This window comes from Halomonas sp. THAF12, assembly GCF_009363675.1.
GTDB lineage: Bacteria > Pseudomonadota > Gammaproteobacteria > Pseudomonadales > Halomonadaceae > Halomonas > Halomonas smyrnensis.
On sequence record NZ_CP045399.1, the window covers coordinates 2,476,285 to 2,495,862 of the forward strand.

The 19,578-nt window shown below is 68.6% G+C and carries 18 protein-coding genes; 5 read left to right on the forward strand and 13 right to left on the reverse strand.

Annotated features, from left to right (window positions below; translation table 11 throughout):
- Positions 1 to 102: 102 nt before the first annotated feature.
- From recO to rpoE, 9 genes are all read right to left on the reverse strand, one after another.
- Positions 103 to 816, reverse strand: coding sequence for a DNA repair protein RecO (recO, locus tag FIU88_RS11375; protein WP_016854316.1), 714 nt, complete (start codon positions 814 to 816; stop codon positions 103 to 105).
- 172 nt (positions 817 to 988) lie between these two features.
- Positions 989 to 1,888, reverse strand: coding sequence for a GTPase Era (gene era / locus FIU88_RS11380; RefSeq protein ID WP_016854317.1), 900 nt, complete (start codon positions 1,886 to 1,888; stop codon positions 989 to 991).
- Positions 1,885 to 2,574, reverse strand: coding sequence for a ribonuclease III (gene rnc, locus FIU88_RS11385; protein WP_016854318.1), 690 nt, complete (start codon positions 2,572 to 2,574; stop codon positions 1,885 to 1,887). Before rnc ends, era begins: the two co-directional genes overlap by 4 nt.
- A 42-nt stretch (positions 2,575 to 2,616) precedes the next feature.
- Positions 2,617 to 3,423, reverse strand: a complete 807-nt coding sequence (lepB, locus tag FIU88_RS11390; RefSeq protein ID WP_152479327.1) for a signal peptidase I — start codon at positions 3,421 to 3,423, stop codon at positions 2,617 to 2,619.
- Between the two features lie 15 nt (positions 3,424 to 3,438).
- Complete coding sequence (gene lepA / locus FIU88_RS11395) at positions 3,439 to 5,259, reverse strand: translation elongation factor 4 (RefSeq protein WP_016854320.1); 1,821 nt, start codon at positions 5,257 to 5,259, stop codon at positions 3,439 to 3,441.
- A gap of 170 nt (positions 5,260 to 5,429) precedes the next feature.
- A complete protein-coding gene (locus FIU88_RS11400) occupies positions 5,430 to 6,857 on the reverse strand; it encodes a DegQ family serine endoprotease (RefSeq protein ID WP_152479328.1) in 1,428 nt (475 codons plus the stop codon).
- A gap of 104 nt (positions 6,858 to 6,961) precedes the next feature.
- Positions 6,962 to 7,987, reverse strand: a complete 1,026-nt coding sequence (locus FIU88_RS11405; protein WP_152479329.1) for a MucB/RseB C-terminal domain-containing protein — start codon at positions 7,985 to 7,987, stop codon at positions 6,962 to 6,964.
- Between the two features lie 23 nt (positions 7,988 to 8,010).
- Positions 8,011 to 8,757 (reverse strand): sigma-E factor negative regulatory protein, encoded by a 747-nt coding sequence (locus tag FIU88_RS11410; RefSeq protein WP_152479330.1) that lies wholly within the window; start codon positions 8,755 to 8,757, stop codon positions 8,011 to 8,013.
- 193 nt (positions 8,758 to 8,950) lie between these two features.
- Positions 8,951 to 9,556 (reverse strand): RNA polymerase sigma factor RpoE, encoded by a 606-nt coding sequence (gene rpoE / locus FIU88_RS11415; RefSeq protein ID WP_016854324.1) that lies wholly within the window; start codon positions 9,554 to 9,556, stop codon positions 8,951 to 8,953.
- Positions 9,557 to 9,891: 335 nt separating this feature from the next.
- Between rpoE and FIU88_RS11420 the strand changes: the two genes are divergently transcribed.
- Complete coding sequence (locus tag FIU88_RS11420; RefSeq protein WP_016854325.1) at positions 9,892 to 10,971, forward strand: 3-deoxy-7-phosphoheptulonate synthase; 1,080 nt, start codon at positions 9,892 to 9,894, stop codon at positions 10,969 to 10,971.
- Between the two features lie 73 nt (positions 10,972 to 11,044).
- Here the strand turns inward: FIU88_RS11420 and FIU88_RS11425 are convergent, their stop codons facing one another.
- Positions 11,045 to 11,911: a hypothetical protein gene (locus FIU88_RS11425; protein ID WP_152479331.1), complete on the reverse strand. Its 867-nt coding sequence runs from the start codon at positions 11,909 to 11,911 to the stop codon at positions 11,045 to 11,047.
- 160 nt (positions 11,912 to 12,071) lie between these two features.
- On the opposite strand from FIU88_RS11425, the gene FIU88_RS11430 reads away from it, so the two are divergent.
- Both FIU88_RS11430 and FIU88_RS11435 read left to right on the forward strand, forming a co-directional pair.
- Positions 12,072 to 12,926 (forward strand): cytochrome c oxidase assembly protein, encoded by an 855-nt coding sequence (locus FIU88_RS11430; RefSeq protein WP_152479332.1) that lies wholly within the window; start codon positions 12,072 to 12,074, stop codon positions 12,924 to 12,926.
- An 18-nt stretch (positions 12,927 to 12,944) separates the two neighbouring features.
- Positions 12,945 to 13,535 carry an SCO family protein gene (locus FIU88_RS11435; RefSeq protein WP_152479333.1) on the forward strand — a complete coding sequence of 197 codons (591 nt, stop codon included), beginning with the start codon at positions 12,945 to 12,947 and terminating at the stop codon, positions 13,533 to 13,535.
- Between the two features lie 30 nt (positions 13,536 to 13,565).
- Here FIU88_RS11435 and dinG read toward each other — a convergent pair whose 3' ends face one another.
- Together dinG and FIU88_RS11445 are read right to left on the reverse strand one after the other, a co-directional pair.
- Entirely contained in the window at positions 13,566 to 15,701 is a 2,136-nt protein-coding gene (gene dinG / locus FIU88_RS11440) for an ATP-dependent DNA helicase DinG (protein WP_152479334.1), read from the reverse strand.
- Between the two features lie 218 nt (positions 15,702 to 15,919).
- A complete protein-coding gene (locus FIU88_RS11445; RefSeq protein ID WP_016854330.1) occupies positions 15,920 to 17,200 on the reverse strand; it encodes a DEAD/DEAH box helicase in 1,281 nt (426 codons plus the stop codon).
- Positions 17,201 to 17,361: 161 nt separating this feature from the next.
- Here FIU88_RS11445 and FIU88_RS11450 point away from each other — a divergent pair, with 161 nt between their 5' ends.
- Positions 17,362 to 17,598: a hypothetical protein gene (locus FIU88_RS11450; protein ID WP_016854331.1), complete on the forward strand. Its 237-nt coding sequence runs from the start codon at positions 17,362 to 17,364 to the stop codon at positions 17,596 to 17,598.
- A 3-nt stretch (positions 17,599 to 17,601) separates the two neighbouring features.
- Positions 17,602 to 18,432 carry an exodeoxyribonuclease III gene (xthA, locus tag FIU88_RS11455; protein ID WP_152479335.1) on the forward strand — a complete coding sequence of 277 codons (831 nt, stop codon included), beginning with the start codon at positions 17,602 to 17,604 and terminating at the stop codon, positions 18,430 to 18,432.
- A 7-nt stretch (positions 18,433 to 18,439) separates the two neighbouring features.
- On the opposite strand, the gene FIU88_RS11460 is transcribed toward xthA, so the two are convergent.
- Positions 18,440 to 19,576: a hypothetical protein gene (locus tag FIU88_RS11460; RefSeq protein ID WP_253742528.1), complete on the reverse strand. Its 1,137-nt coding sequence runs from the start codon at positions 19,574 to 19,576 to the stop codon at positions 18,440 to 18,442.
- Positions 19,577 to 19,578 lie beyond the last annotated feature (2 nt).

The following is a 19,578-nucleotide window of genomic DNA, read 5'->3' on the forward strand; positions in this document are numbered from 1 at the left end:
GGGAACTCTCCAGGTCCGGAATACGAGGAAAACAGGGCCACAAGGATAAGGGTAAGCGGACGGTCGCCCAAGCGCCCTGGCCTGCCGTTCGGCACAGGCCGTTCAGCCGCGGGCGGCGTCCTCGCCGGCCCGGCGGCGCGCCACCAGCTGCTGCATCCACTCGCGGGAGCGCAGTGGCCGACTGCCCAGCAGCGGCGCCAGCGCCGCCCGGGTCACCGCCTTGGCCGGTCCGGCGAGACCCGGCTCGCGCCAGTCGCCGCCGGACAGCAGCTTGAGCGTGCGCCCGTCGATGCCGCGCTCGGCGGCCACGAAGGCGCGGGAATCGACGTCGAGGCGATAGCGAGTCTGGGGATCGAGGGCCTCACCGCCCGGCGTGCAGAAGCGCGGCTCGGCATCCAGCGCCTCGAGCAGCGACAGTTCCAGGCGACGCAGGGCACCGGCCCGGCCGTCCGGGCGCGGCAGCGCCTCCAGGGCGGCGGCGTAGAAGGCGAAGACATCGCCCACCGGCAGCTCCACCGGCAACAGCCGGGTGAGCAGCTCATTGGCGTAGAGACCGCACAGCAGCCCCTCCCCCACCAGCATCGCCGCCGGCGCTCGACTCTCCATCAGCGACAGGCGCTTGAGCTCGCCCTGACCGCTCCAGGTGATGTGCAGCGGCGCGAAGGGCTGCAGGGTCGCCCGGGCACGACTCCCCGGGCGCTGCACGCCTCGCGCCACGGCCCGCACGCGCCCGTGATCGAGCGTCAGAAGCTCGACCAGGGCGCTGGTCTCGCGGTAGGGGCGCTTGTGCAGCAGATAGGCTGGCTGGGGTTGCATGATCGGTCCTTCGGCCAGGCGGCCAAGTGGCCAAGTGGCCAAGCGGCCAAGCGGCCAAGCGGCCAAGCGGCCAAGCGGCCAAGCGAAGGATAACGGCCAGCTCGCAAGGGGCCAGGCGTTCACCGCTCCTGGCGACCGCTATCCTGGCTGATCGGCGCTTGGCGCTTAACGGTCAGTCCAGGTCGTAGCCCAGGCTCTTCAGGGCCCGCTCGTCGTCGGACCAGCCGCTCTTGACCTTGACCCAGAGGTTGAGCATGACCTTGGCGTCCAGCGCCCGCTCCATGTCGAGGCGTGCCTCGCGGCCGATCTTCTTGATCCGCTCGCCGCGCTCGCCGATCAGGATCTTCTTCTGACCGTGGCGCTCGACCATGATCAGGGCGCTGATATGCACCACCCGGCCCTCGTCGCGGAACTCCTCGATCTCGACGGTCATCTGGTAGGGCAGCTCGTCGCCAAGCTGGCGCATGACCTTCTCGCGAACCAGTTCGGCGGCCAGGAAGCGCTGACTCTTGTCGGTGACCTGGTCCTCGGGGAAGTAGTGGATGCTCTCGGGCAGGTGCTTGGCGACCTCGGCCTCCAGCGCCTCCACATGGGTGCCGTGCTTGGCGGCGATCGGCACGATGGCGGCGAAGTCCCGCCGCGCGCCGACCGATTCCAGCCAGGGCAGCAGCTCCTTCTTGTCCTTGAGACGGTCGACCTTGTTGACCGCCAGGATCACCGGCACCTCGACCTTGGCCAGGCGGTCGAGCACCACCTGGTCTTCCTGGGTCCAGCGCGTGCGATCGATGATGAAGACCACCGCATCCACGTCACGCAGGGCCTGGGTGGCGGCCTGGTTCATGAAGCGGTTGATGGCCTTGTCACGATCCTTCTCGAGGATGTGGATGCCCGGGGTGTCGACGTAGATGAACTGATCGTCGTCCTCGGTCTTGATGCCCATGACCTGATGGCGCGTGGTCTGAGGGCGCCGCGAGGTGATGGAGATCTTCTGGCCGAGGATGCGGTTCATCAGCGTCGACTTGCCGACGTTGGGGCGGCCGACGATGGCCACGAAACCACAGCGTTGCGTCATGAGCGACCTCCATGGCCTTCGAGGTGGGACAGGGCCATCTCGGCGGCCTGCTGTTCGGCGTGGCGGCGGCTGGAACCGATCCCCAGGGTATGCTCCTCGAGCATCTCGACGTGACATTCGACGGTGAAGGTCTGGGCATGGGCCTCGCCCTCCACCGAGATCACCTCGTAGCGCGGCAGCGCCGACTGACGCGACTGCAGGAACTCCTGCAGCCGGGTCTTGGGATCCTTCTGGGTATCCTGCAGGTTGATGTCCTCCAGGCGCTCGGCGTACCAGGCCAGCACGCGGGCACGAGCGGTTTCCATGCCGGCGTCCAGATAGATGGCGCCGATCACCGCCTCGACCGCATCGGCGAGGATCGAGTCGCGGCGATGGCCGCCGCTCTTCATCTCGCCGGAGCCCAGCAGCAGGTGGCCGCCGAACTCCATCTCACGAGCCAGCTCGGCCAGGGTCTGGCCCTTGACCAGCCGCGCGCGCAGGCGCGACAGCTGCCCTTCCCGCGCCTGCGGGAAGCGCTGGAAGAGGTCCTCGGCGATGACGAAGTTGACGATGGAGTCGCCGAGAAACTCCAGGCGTTCGTTGTTGCGGCCGCCGTAGCTGCGATGAGTCAGGGCCAGCTCGAGCAGGTCGGGCTGCGCGAAGTCATGGCCGATGCGACGGCTGAATTGGGTCAGGGAATTGCTCACGAAGCTCCTGCTATGTCATGCAAGGAATGCCGCTCCCGGCATTCATTGGATACGGCGTACACTGGTGAAACTCGGCAGCCCGCCATCCCAGTGCATCCAGACGGCGAAGGCCTTGCCCACGATGTTCTCCTCCGGCACGAAGCCCCAGTAGCGGCTGTCGTTGGAGTGATCGCGATTGTCTCCCATCATGAAGTAGTGACCGGGAGGTACCGTGATCTCGCGCATCTGCGGGCCGGGATCGCGTGGATTATTGTAGATAGGGTGCAGCGCCTCGCCCAGCCGCTCTTCCAGCAGCCGCTCGCCGGGCGCCGACTCGGGGCCGCTCTCGAGCAGTGACTTGGGCACCGGTTCGCCGTTGACGAACAGCTGCTTGCCCTCGTAGCGAATGCGATCACCCGGCAGGCCGATCACCCGCTTGATGAAGTCGACCGACGGATCGTTGGGGAAACGGAACACCATGACGTCACCGCGCTCGGGCTCACCGAGATCGACGATCTTGGTATCCAGCACCGGCAGGCGCAGGCCATAGGAGAACTTGTTGACCAGGATGAAATCGCCCACCTCGAGGGTCGGGCGCATCGAACCCGACGGGATCTGGAAGGGTTCCACCACGAAACTGCGCAGCACCAGCACCACCAGCAGCACCGGGAAGAAGGAGCGCGCATAGTCCACCGGCCAGGGCTCTCTGAGCGCCCTCTCGCGGGTGGCGGGATCGGCGCCCTCGGTGGTGCCGGCCTCGACGCTGGCCGTCAGACGCGACCGGCGCGCCGGCCGCCACCACACCAGGTCGAGCAGCCAGATCGCGCCGGTGGCCAGCACGGCCACCGTCAGCAGGAGAGTGAAGTCCATCGGTCGTTGCCTTCCCTAGTCGTCGTTGACCTTGAGCACGGCGAGGAAGGCATCCTGGGGAATTTCCACCCGGCCGACCTGCTTCATGCGTTTCTTGCCCGCCTTCTGCTTCTCGAGCAGCTTCTTCTTGCGCGAGGCATCGCCGCCGTAGCACTTGGCGGTCACGTTCTTGCGCATCGCCTTGACGGTGGAGCGCGCCACCACCTGGCCGCCGATGGCCGCCTGGATGGCCACGTCGAACATCTGACGCGGAATCAGCTCCTTCATCTTCTCGACCAGCGCCCGGCCACGGGCATGGGCATGGTCGCGGTGGATGATGATGGCCAGGGCATCGACCCGGTCGCCGTTGATCAGCACGTCGAGACGCACCAGCTGGGCGGCCTCGAAACGCTCGAAGTTGTACTCGAGCGAGGCGTAGCCCCTGGAGATCGACTTGAGGCGGTCGAAGAAGTCCATCACCACCTCGGCCATGGGCAGCTCGTAGGTGAGCTGGATCTGGCTGCCGAGGAACAGCATGTCGAGCTGGGTGCCGCGGCGCTGTTCGCATTCGGCGATGACGTTGCCGACGAACTCCTGGGGCACCAGGATGCTGGCCCGCACCACCGGCTCGCGCATCTCCTCGACGTCGGCCATGTCGGGCAGCTTGGACGGGTTGGAGACGTAGCGAACCTCGCCATCCTTCATCAGCAGCTCATAGATGACCGTCGGCGCGGTGGTCAGCAGGTCGAGGTTGTACTCGCGCTCCAGCCGCTCCTGGATGATCTCCATGTGCAGGGTGCCGAGGAAGCCTACCCGGAAGCCGAAGCCCAGGGCGTCGGAGTTTTCCGGCTCGTAGTCCAGCGAGGCATCGTTGAGCGCCAGCTTCTCCAGGGCGTCGCGGAACTCCTCGTAGTCGTCGGAGGAGACCGGGAACATGCCGGCATAGACCTGCGGCTTGACCTTCTGGAAGCCCGGCAGACGCTTGACGTCGGGCGTCTTGGCGTGGGTGATGGTGTCGCCCACCGGCGCGCCGTGGATGTCCTTGATGCCGGCGACCACGAAGCCGACCTCGCCGGCGCGCAGGACGCCGGTCTCGCGGCGCAGCGGGGTGAAGATGCCGACCTCGTTGGCCTGCCAGTCGCGGCCGGTGGAGGTCATGCGGATCTTGTCGCCCTTCTTCAGCGTGCCGTCGAAGATCCGCACCAGCGACACCACGCCCAGGTAGTTGTCGAACCAGGAGTCGATGATCAGCGCCTGCAGCGGCGCCTCGGCATCGCCCTTGGGCGGCGGAATGTCGCGCACCAGGCGCTCGAGCAGCGCATCGATGCCGAGCCCGCTCTTGGCCGAGACCTGGCAGGCGTCGGTGGCATCCAGGCCGATGATCTCCTCGATCTCGGTGGAGACCTTGTCCGGGTCGGCCTGGGGCAGGTCCATCTTGTTGAGCACCGGCAGCACCTCGAGGCCCTGCTCGATGGCGGTGTAGCAGTTGGCCACCGACTGGGCCTCGACGCCCTGGCCGGCATCGACCACCAGCAGGGCGCCCTCGCAGGCGTACAGCGAGCGCGACACCTCGTAGGAGAAGTCCACGTGCCCCGGGGTGTCGATGAAGTTCAGCTGATAGGTATTGCCGTCCGCGGCCTGATAATCCAGCGTCACCGACTGGGCCTTGATGGTGATGCCGCGCTCACGCTCCAGGTCCATGGAATCGAGGACCTGCTCCTTGAGCTCGCGTTCGGTGAGCCCGCCACAGGTCTGAATCAGGCGGTCGGCCAGGGTCGACTTGCCATGATCGATGTGGGCGATAATGGAGAAGTTCCGTATCCCATTGATTACTTTGCGGTTATCGCTTTCTGACATTCGAAAAGATCCGGTTCGTGTACACAACCCTATACTAACTACAGGCTTGCCGCCCTCTTCGGGTGCGTCGAGTGAGATGGCGGCATTGTAGCGGGATGCGCCTTCCAGATACAGCGACCCGACGGCGCGGGCCGTCGGGTCGCGGATCACGACGTGAGCGGGTCAGGCGCTCAGTCGTCGGCCAGACGCAGGGCCACGAAGTAGGAGCGGCCGTCGCGATAGAGGCGCACCGGCACCGCGCTGCCGGCCGGCAGCTCGGCGACCAGCTCGGCCAGCTGCGCCGGGCTCTCCACCGCCTGGCGGGCGATGCTGACCAGCACGTCCCCTGGACGAATGCCGGCCGCGGCGGCGATGCCGTCCGGGTCGACCTGGGTCACCTGGACGCCATGATCCAGCTCCAGCTTGCTGCGCTGGGCCTCGTCCAGCGCCTGGACCACCACACCGAGGCGGGCGGGCGAGGCATCGCCCTCGCTGCCGTCACCGCCAGCCTTCTGACTGTCCGGCCACTCGCCGACCTCGACGTCCAGGGTCTGGCGCTCGCCGTCACGCAGCACCGTGATCGCCACGTCGCCGCCCGGCGAGACATGACCGATCAGCCGCGGCAGGGTGCTGGAACGATCGACCGTCTGGCCGTTGACCGAGAGGATGACGTCGCCGGCCTGGAGACCGCCCTCGGCCGCCGGCCCCTCGGGGTCGAGATCGGCGATCAGGGCCCCCTCCGGATTGTCCATGCCGAAGGACTCGGCCAGCTCGCGGGACACCGGCTGGATCATCACGCCGAGCCAGCCGCGCTCGACGGAGCCGCTGGACTTGAGCTGATCGGCCACGTCCATCGCCACGTTGATGGGGATGGCGAAGGACAGCCCCATGAAGCCGCCGCTGCGGGTGAAGATCTGGGAGTTGATGCCGACCACTTCGCCGTCGAGGTTGAACAGCGGACCGCCGGAATTGCCGGGATTGATGGCCACGTCGGTCTGGATGAAGGGCACGTAGGCATCACGCGGCAGGGTGCGGTTGATGGCGCTGACGATGCCGGAGGTCACCGAGTGGTCGAAGCCGAACGGCGAGCCGATGGCCGCCACCCATTCGCCCACCTCGAGCTGGTCGGAGTCGCCGAGATCCAGGGTCGGCAGGTCGCTGGCTTCGACCTTGAGCACCGCCACGTCGGTCTTCTCGTCGGCGCCCACCAGCTCGGCCTCGAGCTCGCGGCGATCGTTGAGTCGCACCAGGATCTGATCGGCGCCATCGACCACATGAGCGTTGGTCATGACGTAGCCGTCTTCACTGATGATGAACCCGGACCCCAGCGACTGACGCTCCTCGCTGTGGCTGCGGCCATTGCCTTCGCCGCGAGGCATCGGCAGCTGGTCGCCGAAGAAGTGGCGGAAGATCTCGGGGATCTCCTGGTTACCGAAGCCGCGCAAGGGCGAGTCGCGACGCTCGACCATGCGCGAGGTGGAGATGTTGACGACCCCCGGCGCGGCCTCCTTCACCAGCTCGGTGAAGTCCGGCAACTCGCGGGCCAAGGCGGACTGTGCGGAGAACAGCCCCACGACCAGCAGCACCCAGAGGGATAGCGTGCGCGTCATGCGTGTCATGAATGACTCCTGTGACAAGGTGCGATGAATGGCAAGGACAACTGCCCCACTTCTTTACCCCGACGAGGGCAAAAGGTTCAGCACGGCGGCCGAGCCGGCGGCACTCAGCGCGCGCCATCGCCGCTCGGCTCCGCTGCGGTAGCGTTCGACGCCTCGGCCGTGTCCTGCATCGGCTGTCCGCCCGCATCCCAGGCGATGGACTCGACCACTCGCCGCAGCACGCCCGGCGGCAGCTCGCCCATGGCCACGATCTGGCGCGGGTGACCGCCCAGCTCGCGGTGCAGCACCGCCGCATGTGACACGCCCAGCCGATGGAGGCCGGGAATCAGGAGGTCGCGATCCTCGAGGGGTTCGACGAACAGGCTCAGGGTCGAGAGGCCGTCGCCATAGACCCGATGGCTGACCCCGGGACGCCGCTCGCCGCGGGTCGCCACCGGCTGGGCCACGAACCCCTGCGGCAGCCATCCCGGTCGCCAGCCCGTCTCGGGAGGCGACGCGAGCGAGGCCAGCGCGATGCCGCCGCGATAGAGCTCCGGGGCACGCAGCTCGGTGATCTGAAAGGTCTCGAGCACCCTGCCCCGCTCGTCGAGCAGCATCTTCTTGAGCGGCAGGGCGGTATCGGCGTCGAGCCACAGGCGATGGCCGTAGCGATGGTCGTCGAGGGGCTCGATGTCCAGCCGCACGCTCGAACGGCCCGCGATGCGATCCATGCCGGACAGCTGGAGACGATAGAGGCCGTCGAGATGCGCGACGATGGCCCCGGGCGGGGCCGCTTGAGAGGCATCCTGGGTGAGCCCGCCAGGGCCGGCGATGCGGCTCTGACGCTCGAAGGCAACGACGGGCCCGTCGAGGGAGCGGGCGCGTTCGCGTTCGACGCCGTCGTGAATCTCGTGAGAGAGGGCCAGGGTGCGAACGCCATCGCTACCGATGCGCACGGCCCTGGCCCGGAAGTCGTAGCAGTGACTGGCCCACAGGCTCCGCTCGTACCAGCCCGAGGCCGAGTCGGGCTCGTCCTCCTCGGCCAGCGGGGCACAGTCGAAGTCGGTGGAGACCGGAGACGCCTGAGCGACGGGCATCAGCGCGGCGGTCATGAGGGCCGCGCCGGCCAGCCGCCACGCCCGGGGGCGCACCGACCGTCTCCACCGGGCCAGCATCAGCGCTGCCCCAGCGACTCGCTTCCCGAGGCCCTGAGCAAGGGCATCCAGGGATCGCCCCCGGTGGCGGCCGCGCCCTCGGCGTGACGATCCAGATAGGACTGCAGCAACAGCGCCTGCTGGCGATCCATGCGCAGCGACTGACGCTGCGCGGGGGACAGCACCATCGGCGCACCGGCGCCGACGGTCATCACGCCCTGCTCGCTGCCACCGCCGCCCTGGAAGATCGGCATGTCCACCAGCGACGCGCCCTGGCCGAAGGAGGAGCCGCCCAGCGATTCCAGTCCGGACGTCGCATGGGTGGCGGCGCTGGTGGCGCTGGCGGTCGTGACGCCGGCATTGGACGCGCCAGCATTAGAGACCCCGGCGTTGGTCGCGACCGGTGAGTCGCCACCGCCCAGCGGGGAAGCGCCGTTGTAGAACTGCACGCCGGTGATCACCATCAGCGACACCGCCGCGGCGATGCCGGCACTGCGACCCAGCGGCAGGGAACGGCGCGACGCCGTCTCGGGTTCCGCCATCGGCGCCGGCTCGTCTTCCAGCGCGGCCATGACGCCCACGGAGAGGTCGGCCGACATGTCGGCCTCGTTCTCGCGTCGCATCAGGCTGCGCATCAGATGGTAGCGGCGCCAGGCATCCGCCGCATCGGGTTCGTCATCCAGCGACTTGAGAACGCGCCGCAGCTCGAGCTCGTCCCCTTCGTTGTCCATTAGCGCAGAAAGCGATTCCCGTGCGTTCTGACTCATGTCTCTACACCCTCACAATCGTCAAGGCGACACTGCCTTGCAGCCTGTTGGAAGCCCGGATTCCCGACCATGCAGGCCGTCATGCCGGCCATGTCGAGAGGCCCCTGCCTCATCGTGTATGAATCGGTCACCGCATATGACGTCACTGTCGCTCGACAGTTCAGCCAATCGGCAAAAACGATGGAAATTCGGCTCATTCGGTGACCGCTTCCTGGTTGCGCGACGTGGCGACCAGCGGCCGAATATGCTGATCCACGGCCTCCCGGGCGCGGAAGATGCGCGAGCGCACCGTGCCGACCGGGCAATCCATGATGTTGGCGATGTCCTCATAGGACAGCCCGTCGAGCTCGCGCAGGGTGATCGCCGTGCGCAGATCATCGGGCAGCGCCTCGATGGCCTCGAACACGGCACTCTGCAGCTCGTCACGCGCCATCGCCGCCTCGGGCGTCTCGATGTCGGCCAGCCGGCCGCTGTGATCGACCACCTCGGCATCGACGATGTCCATGTCGCTGCCCGGCGGGCGACGCCCCTTGGAGACGAGATGATTCTTGGCGGTGTTGATGGCGATGCGATACATCCAGGTATAGAAGGCACTCTCGGCGCGAAACTTGCCCAGCGCCCGATAGGCCTTGATGAACGCCTCCTGCGCCACGTCCTGGACCTCGGCGTGATCATGCACGTAGCGGCCGATCAGGCCGATGATCTTGTGCTGGTACTTCTTCACCAGCAGGTCGAAGGCGCGGGTATCTCCCTTGCGCGCGCGCTCGACGAGTTGCTGGTCGGTTTCCCGGTTGCTCATTCAACGCCTCCCCGTGGCGGGAGCTTGCCGCGACGTCCGCTGACGTCGCGATGAGACGGGTGTCGCTTCCATATGTATCAACCTAGACCCTGGGGTGAGCGTGCGCCGTTCTCGGCGGGAGACCAAGTGTTCCTGTTTCGCCGGTCGGCATCAAGCCTGGACACCGCCACGAGGCCCGAGCAGACACGGCGAACCATGGGGCGCCGCCGACGCGAGCGCTCAGACAGCCGAGACGGCCCGGGAGTTCCGTCTTCGATTGAATTTGCCTGTCACGCGGGCGATAGTAGGCGCTTGACGCCGCAACAGCGCTGACACGATACAGGTAGCAGAATTCCATGTCCGAGCAACAGGTCAACAACCTCAACGTCCTGGCCGAAGACGTCCTCCTCCCCCCGGCCGACCTCAAGCGGGAAATCCCGCTCTCCGAGGAGGCCGAGCGCACGGTGATCGAGGGCCGCCAGGTCATCCAGAACATCCTCGACGGCAGCGATCCCCGCCTGCTGATGGTGGTCGGCCCCTGCTCGATCCACGACGTCGATGCCGCCCTCGACTATGCCCGCCGCCTGCGCCGCCTGGCCGATCAGGTCAAGGACAGCCTCTTTATCGTGATGCGCGTCTATTTCGAGAAGCCGCGCACTACCGTCGGCTGGAAGGGCCTGATCAACGACCCGCATCTCAACGGCTCCTTCGAGATCGAGGAAGGCCTGCACATCGCCCGCCGCCTGCTGGTCGAGCTGGCCGAGATGGGCCTGCCGCTGGCCACCGAGGCGCTGGACCCGATCTCGCCCCAGTATCTGCAGGACTGCATCAGCTGGTCGGCGATCGGCGCGCGCACCACCGAATCCCAGACCCACCGCGAGATGGCCTCCGGCCTGTCCGGCCCGGTGGGCTTCAAGAACGGCACCGACGGCAGCCTCGACGTGGCCGTCAACGCCCTGCAGTCGGTCGCTCACCCGCACAATTTCCTGGGCATCGACCAGGCCGGCAAGGTGGCGATCATCCGCACCCGCGGCAACCGCTACGGCCACGTGGTGCTGCGTGGCGGCAACGGCAAGCCCAACTACGACAGCGTCAGCGTGGCGCTGGCCGAGCAGGAGCTGCAGAAGGCCGGCGTGACGCCCAACATCATGATCGACTGCTCCCACGCCAACTCCAACAAGGATCCGAGCCTGCAGCCGCTGGTGCTGGAGAACGTCACCAACCAGATCCTCGAGGGCAACCGCTCGATCATCGGCCTGATGGTCGAGTCCAACATCGGCTGGGGCAATCAGAAGGTCCCCGAGGACCTGAGCCAGCTGACCTACGGCGTCTCCATCACCGATGCCTGCATCGACTGGGACGCCACCGAACAGGCCTTCCAGACCATGAACGACAAGCTGGCCCCGGCACTGGCCAAGCGTCGCGCCAAGGACTGATCGCCTCCGCCTGACGCGACGAGGGCCCGCCATTCGGCGGGCCCTCTGCGTTGCAAGCCATTGAATGGACGCCCTACTCCACCGCGCCCTGCCCGTGGATCAACGCCCGTGCCCAGGGCATCGCCTCGGGGTACTGCTCGGCGTCCAACACGAACTCCTGCCCCCGGGCCACGGCCTGCAGCGCGACCTCGTCGCCGCGCCGCGCCCAGCGCCCGGGATCGGCATGATAGGAAAGCGGCGCCCGACGCTCGTCGGGATGCCACCAGCCCGGCAGTCGCCACTGCGATACCGTCTCGGCGTCCGGCGCGGTCAGCCGCTGCCGGGGCGTCTCCCGAGGGAAGATCCCCGCCCCCGGCAGCCCACCGCCTTCGCCGCCGGGCAGCGACAGTTCGTGACGCGCGATATAGAGTCCATTGCGCGCCTCGCCGAGCCGCTGGCAGTGCGGGTGCTCGGCGGCCCACTCGAGACCCGCCGGCAGTCGATCGCCCAGCATCAGCGCCTCGCCCACCTGCAGCCAGCCCCACAGCACATGTCGCGGCCGCGCCTCGGGCACGAAGCGCCAGCCACCATCGACGCGCTCGATGTCGCGAAACAGCCCGAAGAACAGGAACAGGTCGCCAGGCCCCACGCCCTGGTTGCGCAGATGGCCCTGGGCCGCGCCCCGCTGTCCGAACAGCGGCGTCCAGCCCGCCGCGCGCGGATGCTGGTCGGCCCGCAGGTCGGGATCCAGATGCGCCCCGTGACTCGGCGAGACACGCCCCCGGGTCAGGTCCTGTACCAGCGGCCCGAGCGGCTCGCCCTGCTGCGTGATCGCCTCGTAGGGCATCACCGACTGAGGATCGGGAATCGGCAGCGCCAGCAGCCGGCCGTCGGGCAGGATCGGGTTGGGCACCCCGCCGGCGGAGGTATCGAAGCCCTTGCGGCTCAGGATCAGTTTCATCGGGTCTCCGGTCGGTAGGCGCGATCGACGCGCGCGGCATGGTGGCCAACGGCGGCGCGGGTTTCAAGCGTCAGCGGCCAGCGTGGAGCGGGCCGTTTGCCGGTCCGGCACGCCTCGGCTAGCTTGAGGCATAAGGCGCCGCCTGCCACGAGGAGCCCGGATGCCCGAGTCGACGGAACCTTCGATCCTCGCGACCGCGCTGCACTGGCTCGCGCCCTGGGAATTCGAGCCGCTGTGGGGGCTGGCCTGCCTGGCGGCGCTCGGCATCTACTGGCGCGGCGTGCGCCACCTGCGTACGCTCGACCCGGGCGCCCCGCCAACGGGATGGCCGAGGCACGCGACCCTCCTGATCGGCCTGACGCTGATCTACGTCGTGAGCCAGACCCGCTACGACTACCTCGCCCAGTACATGTTCTTTCCCCACCGGGCGCAGCATCTGGTCCTTCACCACGCGGCCCCCTTCCTGCTGGTGCTGGCCACGCCGCCCCGGGTGCTGGCCGCCGGGCTGCCGGCTTGGGCCTCCTCGACGCACCGCCTCGCCCGCCCGCTGCTCGACCTGCTGCAGCATCCGCTCGTCGCGCCGCTGCTGTTCGTCGGCCTGATCGCTTTCTGGCTGACCCCGTCGGTGCACTTCGACGCCATGCTGAGCCGCCGCCTCTACCAGCTGATGAACTGGAGCATGCTGCTCGACGGCCTGCTGTTCTGGTGGCTGGTGCTGACGCCTCACGGCCGACTCGGCCCGGGGCGACGCATCCTGCTGCTGCTGGCGGTGATTGCGCCGCAGATCCTGATCGGCGCCTACCTGACCTTCAGCCCCACGGTGCTGTTCGATGTCTACGAGGTGTGCGGACGCGCCTGGCCGCTGGCGCCGCTGGTCGACCAGCAGATCGGCGGGCTGATCACCTGGATTCCGGCCACCATGATGAGCGTGCTCGGTACCCTGATCGTGCTGCGCCAGCTGCGCCGCGGCGACAGCCAAGGACGCCGGCATCCGTCATCGCCGGCCCACCCCTAGCTCCCCGAAGGAGACGCCATGCGCCGCGCCCCGCTGACCTCGCTTGCCCTGTGCGCCCTGCTGACCCTGGTCGGCTGCGGCGACAAGGCGTGGCAGACCAAGGACATCGCCCCACTGATGCCGCCGCTGGCCTTCACGCTGATCGACGAACGCGGCGAGACGGTCGAGGCCGGCCACTATCGCGGCGACGTGACCCTGCTGGTCTTCGGCTATACCCACTGCCCCGACGTCTGCCCCACCACCCTGGCTCGGCTCGCCGGCCAGCTGCGGTCGCTGCCGGCCGAACGCCGGGATGACGTGCGCGTGCTGTTCGTCTCGGTCGATCCGGACCGCGACGACCCCGAACGGCTCGCGGCCTACACCGACGCCTTCGGACCGGCCATCGTCGGCCTGACCGGCCGCCCGGCGCAGCTCGACGCCCTCACCAAGCGCTATCGGGTGACCTACGGCTATGGCGACAAGGACGCCGCCGGCGGCTATGCCGTCTCGCATCCGAGCGGCGTGTTCGCCTTCGACCGAGCGGGCGACGCCCGGCTGCTGATCCGCGACGGCGACGGCCCCGAGGCCGTGCGACACGACCTCGAGCGGCTGCTCACCGAGGAAGGGTGATCTCACCCGGGGGTAAGCCATAACGCGCCGTTACTGGCCGTCGATCTCCCGGATGAAGGGCGGCAGCGCATCCAGCAGCGCGCGGCCGTAACGGCGGGTCAGCACCCGGCGATCGAGCAGCGTGATGCGGCCGCGATCGGCCTCCTTGCGGATCAGCCGGCCGCAGGCCTGGACCAGCTTGATGGAGGCGTCGGGCACGCTGATGCGCATGAACGGATTGCCGCCCTGGCGCTCGATCCACTCGGCCAGCGTCGCGCCCACCGGATCGTCGGGCACCGCGAACGGCAGCCGGGTGATGATCACATGGGTCAGGTAGTCACCGGGCAGATCGATGCCCTCGGCGAAGCTCGCCAGGCCGAACAGGATGCTGCCCTCGCCCTTGTCGATCTTCGCCCGGTGGCGCTCCACCAGCTCGCGCTTAGGCAGCCGGCCCTGGGCCAGCACCCGCTCCCGCGTGCCATCAGAGAGCGCGCGCTCCACGGCCCGCAGCTGGGCGCGGGAGGAGAACAGCGCCAGCACCGCCTCGTCGTTTCCGAGCGCCTCGACGAAGTCGACGATGGCGCGCTCGTGGCCCTCGCGGTCGGACGGGTCGGCCGCCTCGCGGGGCACGCTGAGCACCGCCCGGGAGTAGTCGAAGGGGCTCGGCAGGCTCTGGTAGCGATAGCGGTTGGCGAGCCCGGCGCGCTCCTGCAGCCGCTCGAAGCGGCCCAGGGCGGTGAGGGTCGCCGAGGTCACCACGGCGCCAAAGCAGCGCCCCCACAGCGACTTGGCCAGGGTATGGGCGGCGGACACCGGGCTCGCCGAGAAGGTCAGCTCCGGGTCGCCGCCGAAGCGCTCCAGCGTCAGCCAGCGGGCCCGCGGCGGCTCGCCTTCCGGATCGGTCTCGGCGAAGGCCTGCCACAGGGCATGCGCCTCCAGTGCGCGGCCGTGGAGCAGCGCCACCAGCGGCAACCAGGGCTCGGCCTGCTCCTTGGGCAGCCCGGTGGACTTCTCCGGGTCCAGGCTCTCGCGCAGGATGTCGGCCATCGACTCCAGGGTCCGCGACAGCTCGGCGAACATCGTCACCAGTCCATCGGCCTGTTCGCGCAGCGCGTCGGGGATTCGGCCCATCTCGAAGCGATGCTGGGCGCTGTCCTCGCCGTCGCCCAGGCCCTCGGGGCGCCCGGCCAGCTGATGCCCCAGCGAGAAGGCGTCGCCGAGGCGCGGCTCGAGCCCCTCGAACAGCGGTGGCAGGCTCGACAGCAGGCGCGCCAGCGTCGGCTGCACGGCCAGCGCCTGATTGAGCTCGGTGAGCGACTTCTTGAGCGTGCTCAGCCAGCGCAGGCCATGGCCCACGGCGAAGCGATGGGTGAAGTGGTTGAGCGCCTTGTCCGGCAGGTGGTGGCCCTCGTCGAAGACGTAGATGCAGTCGCCGGGGTCCGGCAGCACCACGCCGCCGCCCAGGGCCAGGTCGGCCAGCACCAGGTCGTGGTTGGCAACGATCACCTCGGCGCTGTCCAGCTCGCGCCGTGCGCGGAAGAAGGCACAGGCGCCGTAGTGTCCGCAGCGGCGATTGGTGCACTGGCGATGATCGACGGTCAGCTTGCGCCAGTGGGCGTCGTCGATGCCCTCCGGCCAGCTGTCGCGATCGCCGGCCCAGCGGCCGTTGCCGTAGGCCTCGCCGAGGGACTGGACGAGCTCTTGAAAATCGTCGCCGCCGCTGTCCAGGGCCTGCTCGAACAGCGACAGGGTGGGATTGTCGTCCTCGCCCCCGTCCATGGCCTGATCGAGGCGCGCCACGCAGACGTAGCGACCGCGGCCCTTGGCCAGGGAGAAGTTGAAGGAGAGCCCGCTGTGGGCCTTGAGCGCCGGCAGGTCCTGGTGCAGCACCTGCTCCTGCAGGGCCACCGTGGCGGTGGCCACCACCAGGCGCTTGCCATGGGCCTTGGCCACCGGCAGCGCGGCGAGCAGATAGGCTAGGGTCTTGCCGGTGCCGGTGCCGGCCTCGAGCACGCAGACGTGCTCATGGCTGGTGCGCTGGCCGGCGTCGTCGGCCTCGATGCCGCCCAGGGTGCGGGCGATCTCGGCGATCATCAGCCGCTGGCCATAGCGTGGGGTGAGGTCGAGGCCGTCGAGCACCTTGCGATAGGCGCCCTGGATCTCGCCCTTCAGGGCCTCGTCAAGCATGATGCGTCCATAGAGAAACGCGGCTGTTCCGGCGGCAGGGCGTCGCGAGGACGCGGTACATCCTTCCCTGGACGCTCCTGTTGCCATCCATGGCAAAAGAGCCTCGCTTCACCCTGCCCCCGGCGCCGCTCGCCAGGGGAAAGCCGACCGTTGTGTCGTCTCGTCAAGTGGCGAAGCCGCGCCTGCGCTTCCAGGCGCGCAGCGCCGCTCCTCCAGCTTTACAGCAGCCCTTCCGGCGGATGCTCGCAGGGCAGCTTGTCGTTGATGAAGCGCTCGATCTCCGGCAGCGAGAAGGCGTCTTCCTCGCCCACGAAGCTGATCGAGACCCCCTTGGCGCCGGCGCGACCGGTGCGGCCGATCCGGTGGACGTAGTCCTCCGGATCCTCGGGCAGGGTGTAGTTGATGACGTGGCTGACGTCCTCGATGTGGATGCCGCGGCCGGCCACATCGGTGGCCACCAGCACCTGGATCTCGCCCTCGCGGAACTGCTCCAGGGTGCTGATGCGCTGGTTCTGGGGCACGTCGCCGGAGATCATGGCGGCGTTGATGCCGGCATCCTTGAGCAGGCCGTCGAGCTTGCGGACCAGATCGCGGCGGTTGCCGAACACCATCACCCGATCGAAGCTCTCCTGCTGCAGCAGCTTGACCAGCAGCTTCGCCTTTTCCTCGTCGCCGACCAGGTAGACGCGCTGATCGATGTTGGCCGCGTTATCGACGGTGACCTCGATATCCACGTGGGTCGCATCGAGGGTCCACTGGCTGGCCAGATTGAGGATGTCCTCGGTGAAGGTCGCCGAGAACAGGAAGGTCTGGCGCTCCTCGGTCTTCGGCGTGTGACGGATGATGCGCTTGACGTCGGGGATGAAGCCCATGGAGAGCATCCGATCCGCCTCGTCCAGCACCAGTACCTCGACCTGGGAGAGATCGACGTCACGCTTCTGGTGGAAGTCCAGCAGCCGGCCCGGGGTGGCCACCAGGATATCGAGCTGCTGGCCGAGGCCCTCGAGCTGCTTCTGGTAGTCCATGCCGCCGACCACGCTGGCCACGTTGAGCTTGGTGAAACGCGCCAGCGCCTTGGCGTCCTTCTCGATCTGCAGTGCCAGCTCGCGGGTCGGGGCCACGATCAGCGCCCGCGGCGCGCCCGGCTTCTGGCCGTCCGGCGCCTCTTCCTCGAGGAAGTAGGCGAGGATCGAGATCAGGAAGGCGGCGGTCTTGCCGGTGCCGGTCTGGGCCTTGCCGACCACGTCGCCGCCGAGCAGCGTGTGAGTCAGCGCCTCGGCCTGGATCGGCGTGCAGTATTCGAATCCCTGAGCATGGATGGCACGCATCAGCGGCAGCGGCAGGTCGAAATCGTGGAAGCGCCACTTGCCCGCCACGGCGGGGACCTGGAACTGGCGCAGATCCCAGTTCGACTGGCGACGACGCGGCTTGCGGCGGCGACGCTTGGGCTTGCGGTTCTCGGTCTGGGCCGGTGCTGTGGTCTGTTCCGACTCGCTCATAGGCTGTGCTGTCTCGTCCATGTTCGTGGATGGAGGTGCATCGATGAGAGATGCGTGACGCAAACGCGCATTGTACCAGTCTCAGGCGCCGAGGGCGCGCCTGCTGTCGAAGGGAAGCGTCCGGCTGCTAGAATGGCGCCCATTGAAAGAGGAGCCGTGTCATGACACGCAGGAAGAAGACCCGTTCCATCGCCGACAAGGTGACCATCCGCACCGGTCGGCGCAAGGACTACAAGAAGTGGCGCCACGAGAATCCCGACGAGGTGACCTCGTCGCGGCGCTACACCGAGAAGAAGCGCCAGCAGCGCAAGCAGCAGGCGGAGCGCAAGCTCGCTCGCCAGGAAAGCGGCCAGAAGATCGACATCCATCCCGACAAGCCCGAGCAGAAGGACGACTGACCGATGCGCCTGGTGTCATTCAACATCAACGGCATTCGCGCCCGCCTGCATCAGCTGGAGGCCCTGGTCGCCGCGCATCGCCCGGCGGTGATCGGCCTGCAGGAGACCAAGGTCCAGGACAGCGAATTCCCGATCGAGGCCGTCGAGGCGCTGGGCTACAGCGTCCACTTCCACGGCCAGAAGGGCCACTACGGCGTGGCGCTGATGATCTGCAACGAGCAGTGCCCTGACGGCCCGGAGGCGATCCACCGCGGCTTCCCGGACGACGGCGAGGACGCCCAGCGCCGGCTGATCGGCGCGCGGCTGCGCATCGCCGGCGGCGAGCCGCTGACGGTGTGGAACGGCTACTTCCCCCAGGGCGAGAGCGTCGACCATCCGGTGAAGTTCCCGCACAAGCGCGAGTTCTACGCCCAGCTGTCGCGCCTGCTCGACGAGCATCACGCCCCGGACGAGCGGCTGGCGATCATGGGCGACTTCAACATCTCGCCCGAGGACATCGACATCGGCATCGGCGAGCCCAACCGCAAGCGCTGGCTGCGCGAGGGCAAGACCAGCTTCCAGCCGGTGGAACGCGAGTGGCTCGCGGGCATCAAGGGCTGGGGCCTGGCCGACAGCTACCGGCTCTGCCATCCGGACGTGGACGACCGCTTCAGCTGGTTCGACTACCGCTCCAAGGGCTTCGACCGCGACCCGAAGCGCGGCCTGCGCATCGACTACATCCTGGTGACGGAGCCGCTGGCCGGCCGGGTGCGCGACGCCGGCATCGACTACGAGCTGCGCGGCATGGAGAAGCCGTCCGACCACGCCCCCGTGTGGACCGAATTCGAGGCGTAATCACGCCTCAGGCCTCGTCGGCGGGACCACTTTCCTCGGTCCCGCCTGTTGCCTCACCGCCTTCCTGCTCCGGCAGGCTCGACAGCCACTCTTCGGCCTCGGGCTCGCCCAGATCGCGCGCCTTCGCCAGCGCCTCGCCGGCGATGCCCCACTCGCCCCAGCCGTAGGCCAGCTCGCCCAGCCGCAGCCAGTCGTCGCCGGCTTCGCTGCGCTCGGCGACGTCGCGCCAGGCGTCCAGGGACCTGTCGTGATCGCGCGCGGCCTGCCAGGCGCGCGCCAGCAGGCGGCGATGCTCGAGATCGTCCGGCAGCGCCTGCTCTTCGAGGGCGGTGGTCAGAAGTTCGGCGGCCCGCGCCGGCGTGCCGCCGGCCAGGTGCAGACGAATGCGCTGGCGCAGGTCCTCGGCGCCGGACAGCACACCACGGCGCCAGCCGGCCTCCCAGATCGCCGCGGCCCGGCCCGGATCGCCCAGGCGCTGGGCCAGGCTCGCCGCTCGACGCCAGGTCTCGGCATCGCCGTCGGCGCCCTGGAGACGCCGCTCGATCAGCGCCAGCGCGCCGCCCTCGTCGCCGGCACGCTGCAGCACGGTGGCGGCCAGCATCGCGCGCGCCTCGCTGGGCTCGCCGCCGCCACTCAGGGCGCGATTCACCCAGCGCGCCGCGGCGTCCCAGTCGGCCTCCGCGGCCAGCAGCTGGGCCATCAGCCAGTGATCCTCGCGGGTGCCGTCGTGACGCTGGAACCAGTCGTCGAGCAGCGCCCTCGCCCGCTCGGGCTGGTCGCCCCGCAGGCGCAGCCCCGCCTCCTGGCGCAGCCAGCGATCCGCCTGGGCGCGCTCCACGCCACGGATGCCACGCGCCTCGGCCAGATGACCGGCGGCGGCGAGCGGATCGTCGAGGCGCGCCTCGGCGCTGGCGGCGAGCTGCAGGTAGAGGGCGCGGGCCCAGCGATCCGAGGCATTGCCGCCCGCCAGGCGCTCGGCCTGGCTCAGGGCGCGGTCGCGCACGGCGGAAGACTCGGACCGCCCCAGGCGCTGCTCGAGGCCCCGAAGATCGTCGATGCGCGCCCCGGACAAGGTCGGCGCCGCCAGGGCGGGGGATGCCAGCAGCAGCCAGGCGAGCAGGCACAGCGGGCGTGTCGGCGTCATGA

Excerpts from the sequence above, each read along its gene's own strand:
- lepA (WP_016854320.1), bottom strand. The coding sequence starts at position 5,259 with ATGTCAGAAAGCGATAACCGCAAAGTAATCAATGGGATACGGAACTTC.
- FIU88_RS11425 (WP_152479331.1), bottom strand. The coding sequence starts at position 11,911 with ATGAAACTGATCCTGAGCCGCAAGGGCTTCGATACCTCCGCCGGCGGG.
- FIU88_RS11400 (WP_152479328.1), bottom strand. The coding sequence starts at position 6,857 with ATGACACGCATGACGCGCACGCTATCCCTCTGGGTGCTGCTGGTCGTG.
- FIU88_RS11435 (WP_152479333.1), top strand. The coding sequence starts at position 12,945 with ATGCGCCGCGCCCCGCTGACCTCGCTTGCCCTGTGCGCCCTGCTGACC.
- lepB (WP_152479327.1), bottom strand. The coding sequence starts at position 3,423 with ATGGACTTCACTCTCCTGCTGACGGTGGCCGTGCTGGCCACCGGCGCG.
- FIU88_RS11460 (WP_253742528.1), bottom strand. The coding sequence starts at position 19,576 with ATGACGCCGACACGCCCGCTGTGCCTGCTCGCCTGGCTGCTGCTGGCA.
- FIU88_RS11445 (WP_016854330.1), bottom strand. The coding sequence starts at position 17,200 with ATGAGCGAGTCGGAACAGACCACAGCACCGGCCCAGACCGAGAACCGC.
- xthA (WP_152479335.1), top strand. The coding sequence starts at position 17,602 with ATGCGCCTGGTGTCATTCAACATCAACGGCATTCGCGCCCGCCTGCAT.
- dinG (WP_152479334.1), bottom strand. The coding sequence starts at position 15,701 with ATGCTTGACGAGGCCCTGAAGGGCGAGATCCAGGGCGCCTATCGCAAG.
- rpoE (WP_016854324.1), bottom strand. The coding sequence starts at position 9,556 with ATGAGCAACCGGGAAACCGACCAGCAACTCGTCGAGCGCGCGCGCAAG.
- FIU88_RS11420 (WP_016854325.1), top strand. The coding sequence starts at position 9,892 with ATGTCCGAGCAACAGGTCAACAACCTCAACGTCCTGGCCGAAGACGTC.
- FIU88_RS11450 (WP_016854331.1), top strand. The coding sequence starts at position 17,362 with ATGACACGCAGGAAGAAGACCCGTTCCATCGCCGACAAGGTGACCATC.
- FIU88_RS11410 (WP_152479330.1), bottom strand. The coding sequence starts at position 8,757 with ATGAGTCAGAACGCACGGGAATCGCTTTCTGCGCTAATGGACAACGAA.
- FIU88_RS11430 (WP_152479332.1), top strand. The coding sequence starts at position 12,072 with ATGCCCGAGTCGACGGAACCTTCGATCCTCGCGACCGCGCTGCACTGG.
- era (WP_016854317.1), bottom strand. The coding sequence starts at position 1,888 with ATGACGCAACGCTGTGGTTTCGTGGCCATCGTCGGCCGCCCCAACGTC.
- recO (WP_016854316.1), bottom strand. The coding sequence starts at position 816 with ATGCAACCCCAGCCAGCCTATCTGCTGCACAAGCGCCCCTACCGCGAG.